The sequence below is a fragment of the Methylobacterium sp. WL18 genome (genome assembly GCF_008040015.1).
GTDB lineage: Bacteria > Pseudomonadota > Alphaproteobacteria > Rhizobiales > Beijerinckiaceae > Methylobacterium > Methylobacterium mesophilicum.
Window position 1 is genome coordinate 1 of the sequence record NZ_VRVD01000421.1, and the last position, 4,126, is coordinate 4,126.

The 4,126-nt window shown below is 69.0% G+C and carries 7 protein-coding genes; 2 read left to right on the forward strand and 5 right to left on the reverse strand.

The features are described 5' to 3' along the window. Both FV228_RS22055 and FV228_RS22060 read right to left on the reverse strand, forming a co-directional pair. Positions 1-531, reverse strand: a 531-nt coding sequence (locus FV228_RS22055; protein WP_147856561.1) for a hypothetical protein, incomplete at its 3' end; no start/stop codon positions are given. A 23-nt stretch (positions 532-554) separates the two neighbouring features. Further along, positions 555-1,043 (reverse strand): invasion associated locus B family protein, encoded by a 489-nt coding sequence (locus FV228_RS22060; protein ID WP_187193413.1) that lies wholly within the window; start codon positions 1,041-1,043, stop codon positions 555-557. Between the two features lie 242 nt (positions 1,044-1,285). Here FV228_RS22060 and FV228_RS22065 point away from each other — a divergent pair, with 242 nt between their 5' ends. Continuing rightward, positions 1,286-1,660, forward strand: coding sequence for a hypothetical protein (locus FV228_RS22065; protein WP_147856563.1), 375 nt, complete (start codon positions 1,286-1,288; stop codon positions 1,658-1,660). A 35-nt stretch (positions 1,661-1,695) separates the two neighbouring features. Here FV228_RS22065 and FV228_RS22070 read toward each other — a convergent pair whose 3' ends face one another. From FV228_RS22070 to FV228_RS22080, 3 genes are all read right to left on the reverse strand, one after another. Beyond that, entirely contained in the window at positions 1,696-2,430 is a 735-nt protein-coding gene (locus FV228_RS22070; RefSeq protein WP_147856564.1) for a SprT family zinc-dependent metalloprotease, read from the reverse strand. 71 nt (positions 2,431-2,501) lie between these two features. After that, the gene (locus tag FV228_RS22075) at positions 2,502-3,044 is read right to left on the reverse strand and encodes a prepilin peptidase (protein ID WP_147856565.1); all 543 of its coding nucleotides are present in this window, start codon (positions 3,042-3,044) and stop codon (positions 2,502-2,504) included. Positions 3,045-3,184: 140 nt separating this feature from the next. Then, a complete protein-coding gene (locus FV228_RS22080; protein WP_147856566.1) occupies positions 3,185-3,349 on the reverse strand; it encodes a Flp family type IVb pilin in 165 nt (54 codons plus the stop codon). Between the two features lie 300 nt (positions 3,350-3,649). On the opposite strand from FV228_RS22080, the gene FV228_RS22085 reads away from it, so the two are divergent. After that, on the forward strand, positions 3,650-4,126 hold a 477-nt coding region (locus tag FV228_RS22085; RefSeq protein WP_147856567.1), incomplete at its 3' end, for a pilus assembly protein N-terminal domain-containing protein.

The following is a 4,126-nucleotide window of genomic DNA, read 5'->3' on the forward strand; positions in this document are numbered from 1 at the left end:
GCCGCCGACGGTGATGTCGTAATCCTCGGCCACCGCCGGCGGCACGGTCAGTTCCTCGGCCACAATGGTGGCGAAGCCCTGGGCCTCGCCCGGGCCGACGACGACGCTGGTACGCTCGACGCGGCTCGCGATGACCTTGCCCTCGTGGCGGATCTGAATCGTCACCGGCACGTCGAACCGACCGGGCGCACCCTTCGGGCCGAGCAGCACGTTGGCCTCCACGCCAACCTTGACAGTGATCGAGCCGTCCTGGCGCCGGGCGCATTCCCGGGCGAGCCGGCCGACCGAGAACTGCGTCCGCACATCGCTCCCGGCGAGGACGCGATACGCCGCACCGTTCTCCGCCACCTCGACCGGCGGGCAATAGGGCGGATCGAGGCTCTGCGGCTGCGACGGCGGGACCGTCGTGCCGCCGAACTTGAACAGGTTGGAGAAGACATTGCCGTCCTCGGCGCGGGCCGGGCTCGCGGCGAGCGAACCGGCGAGGATCAGGCCGCACAGGCCCAGAAACAGGTCACGCTCACCGATCATCGCACGGCTCCCGGGCGGCATCGTCATTTCAAGCTGTCGAACCCGGCCGCGAAGCCTTTCATCGAGAGCGGGATGCCGACGCCTTCCTCGGGCGTCTGGAAAACGATGAAGGTCGCCTGCGTGCCGGCCTTGAACTGGCGGATCAGGCCGTCATCCATCACCACCTCGGCCACGCAACCGGTTGTCAGGCAGCGCACGAAGCCGGCTCGGCCGACATCGGTCTGGTCGATCTTCAGGCCGAGCCCGGAGGGAAGGAGCACGCCCAGCGGCGCCACCACCCGCAGCAGGTAACCGCGATTGTCCGCCGTCTTCAGAACGATCACCACCAGGGTGAGGTTCGGGCGGTCCTCAGCGGCCAGGTACTGCACCAGGGCGCATTGCTCGGCCTTCGCGCCGGCCGGCGTCTCGCAGCGCAGCTGCCAATCGTCGAAGGTCTTGCGCACCATGCCCTGGGCGGCGGCCGGCCCAACCGATGCGAGCCCTGCCGCGGAGAAGGCAAGGCAGGCCGGCAAGACGGCGCGCCGGACGACGCGCCGGAAACGATCGAGCTTCGCGTGAAGCGGCACCGCCGAACCCTTCGGAACGCCATCGCCGAGGACCGGCGAGGCCGTAAAATCGGGGGTGTTCCGACCATGGTCGGACCCGCGCTGTCAAGCGATGCCGGCTCCGGTGTTGCTCCTTGACGCTACCCGAAGGTTGCAGAACGGCCTAAATAGGGTTCGCTTTTCCTCCAGCGCAGGATCCTGAAGCTGTGATGCGCCCGCTCGCCCTCTCGGCCGCCTGCTTGATGGCCACCCTCGCGCAGGCTGGGGCACAATCGCTGCCGGTCGGCGAGACCACCTATGTGGAACACTCCCTCAACCGCTCCGACACGCTGATCGTCGAGCATCCGCCCGTGGCGGTGAACCCGTATGGCGGCCGCAACGGACAGGCCGCGATCGCCGGCTATTGCCGCGAAGGCGGCCTGGTGCGCCGCCGCGACACCTTCGGCAACCCGGTGATCATCCGGCAGCGCGAGGTCTGCGACAGCGTCGCCCCCCGCACGCTCGAGCCCGGCCAGGTCAACCCGCGGCCGGTCTGGCCCGGCGAAGCCGTGACGCGCCAGAAGGTCCTGCGCGCTAAGGGCTGAGGCAAGGGCTGAGACAGGGGCTGAGGCTTGGCCGGTCAGCCGTAGCGATGCAGGCTGGTGCCGTTGCGCTTCAGCCACGCCTCGGCCGCGTCGACGTGCGGGCATAGCCCGTGCAGCAGCGCCCAGTACCGCGCCGAATGGTTCATCTCGCGCAGGTGCGCCATCTCGTGGGCGACGAGGTAATCGAGCACCATCGGGGGCGCCAGGATCAGGCGCCATGAGAAGTTCAGCTCGCCCCGCGCCGTGCAGGATCCCCAACGGCTGCGGGTGTCCCGCAGGGTGATGCGGACCGGCCGTTGGCCGAGCAGCGGCGCATAGCGCTCCACCGCCTCGGCGAGGTCGCGCCGTGCCTCGCGGGTCAGGTAGTCCCGGATCCGGCGCGGGACGTGGGCGGGCTCGCAGGAGAGGGAGATCACCGGTTCCCCGGCCTCCGTCTCGACGCGCACCGCGCCGCTGCGCGTCCCGCGCAGATGCAAACGGTGTGGCGTCCCGCGCAGCGGCAGGATCGCGTCCGGAACGAAACCGATCCGCTCCGGCACCCGTGCCAGACGCGCGGCAATCCACCCGGCATGGCTGGTGGCGAAGCGCTGGGCGGTGTTGACGGCGGTTCGGCTCGGTAGGGTGATCACGACCTCGCCGGTGGCGGCCGAGACCCGCAGGGTGATCCGGCGCGCGGTCGGCCGCCGGCGCAGCGCGATCTGGAGGCTTGCTCCCTCGTGCTGGACCTCAAGGTGGTCGGGATCGGGGCGACGCAGGAGCGCGAACGACATGGCGCAGTTCTAGCCGGCTCCGAACCTGGGCTCCAGATCTCGGGACCGAGATTTGCTTTGGTTCCAGGATCTCAGGCGGCCAGCGCGCGGGCCCAGACCTCGGTCTCGGGCAGCACCAGCAGGGCGGCAGCCGCGAGCGCGATACCGTACGGAATCCCGGTCTTGGCATCGTGGAGGTGCAGCGCGAAGGGCAAGCGCGCGATGCGCATCGGGAGCGGGTAGGCGCGCACGGCCAGGATCGCGAGCGTCAGGCCGCCGCCGAGGATCGAGGCCACCAGCAGGTAATCGCCCAAGCCGTCGAAGCCCAGCCAGAGCGCCGTGGCGGCGGCCAGCTTGGCGTCGCCACCGCCGATCACCCCGAAGGCAAACAGCGTGAAGGTCACGGTCAGCACCAGGGCGGCAGCGCCGACATGGAGCCCGATCTCGGACCAGCTCATCGGGCCGGTGACGGCCAGAAGCGCGAACCCCGCGACGAGCGCCAACGAGATCCGGTTCGGTATCAGCATCGTCAGCAGGTCGCTGGCCGCCGCGTAGGCCATCAGGAACGGGAACAGCACCAGCAGGCCGAAACCGGCCGTTCCGAGACTCGCGATCGCCGATCCTGCGCCAACCATCTCGGGCCAACCCTATCCGTACCTGGCGGGGAAGCGGCTCGGGGCCGCAGCCGAACGACGGATCCGGCCGGCCGAGACCCCATCGCCTGACGCGATGGAGCCTCGAACCTGCCGCAGATCCCGATCGTGAAGAGACCCGATTAGTTCAGGTTGCCGGAGATCGCGCTGAACTTGGCCGACAGCGAGGTGCCGACAGTCTTCAGCGCGCCGATGATGACGACGGCGATCAGGGCGGCGATCATGCCGTACTCAATCGCGGTGGCGCCGGACTCGTCGGAGGCGAAACGCGAGAACAGGGTCTTCATGGAGGGCGATCCTTCGATCAAGAACGGGCAACGTGAAGTTTGAAAGATGACCGACGAAGATTTCTACGTCTCGATCGGCGGCATTTGGAGATTGCCTGTTACGCCTTGAAATTCGGTTAAATCGCACCCCGAACAAAGTCCGCTCCCGGCCCGCTGCGAGCTTAGTGAAGGATAGGTTTCGCCGTTGCCGAGCATACGCGGGGCCGCCTTATGCTTAGCGGTTCCTTCACCGGTCCCGGGCTATCGCTGCGGCTTCGGTGTCGCGCCACGCGCAGGCGCCGGCCGCTTCCGAGGAACCCGATGCGCCGCACCCTGTCGAATGCGGGCCGAGCCGGCCTCGTCCTCCTGCTGACGGGTGCCGCGGTCGCGGCCGCCCAGCCGGAGCCGCTGCCGATCGTCACCGTGCTGGTGGACAACGCCAAGGTCATCCGCCTGCCGGAGAAGACCGCGACCGTCATCGTCGGCAACCCCATCATCGCGGAGGTCACGCCGCAGAAGAACGGCGTGCTCGTGCTCACGGGCAAGAGCTACGGCTCGACCAACCTGATCGCGCTCGACACGGCCGGCGCGATGATCGCCGAGACGATGATCCGGGTCGAGGCATCGCGGGACGCGACCATCACGGTCCAGCGCGGGATGGATCAGGAATCGCTGTCCTGCACGCCGAAATGCCAGCCGGCGGTCCAGCTCGGCGACGCAGCGAAGTATTTCGACACGCAGAGCGGCCAGGCCGATGCCCGCCGCAAGCTCGCGACCGGCGGCGGCGCGGGGGGCCCC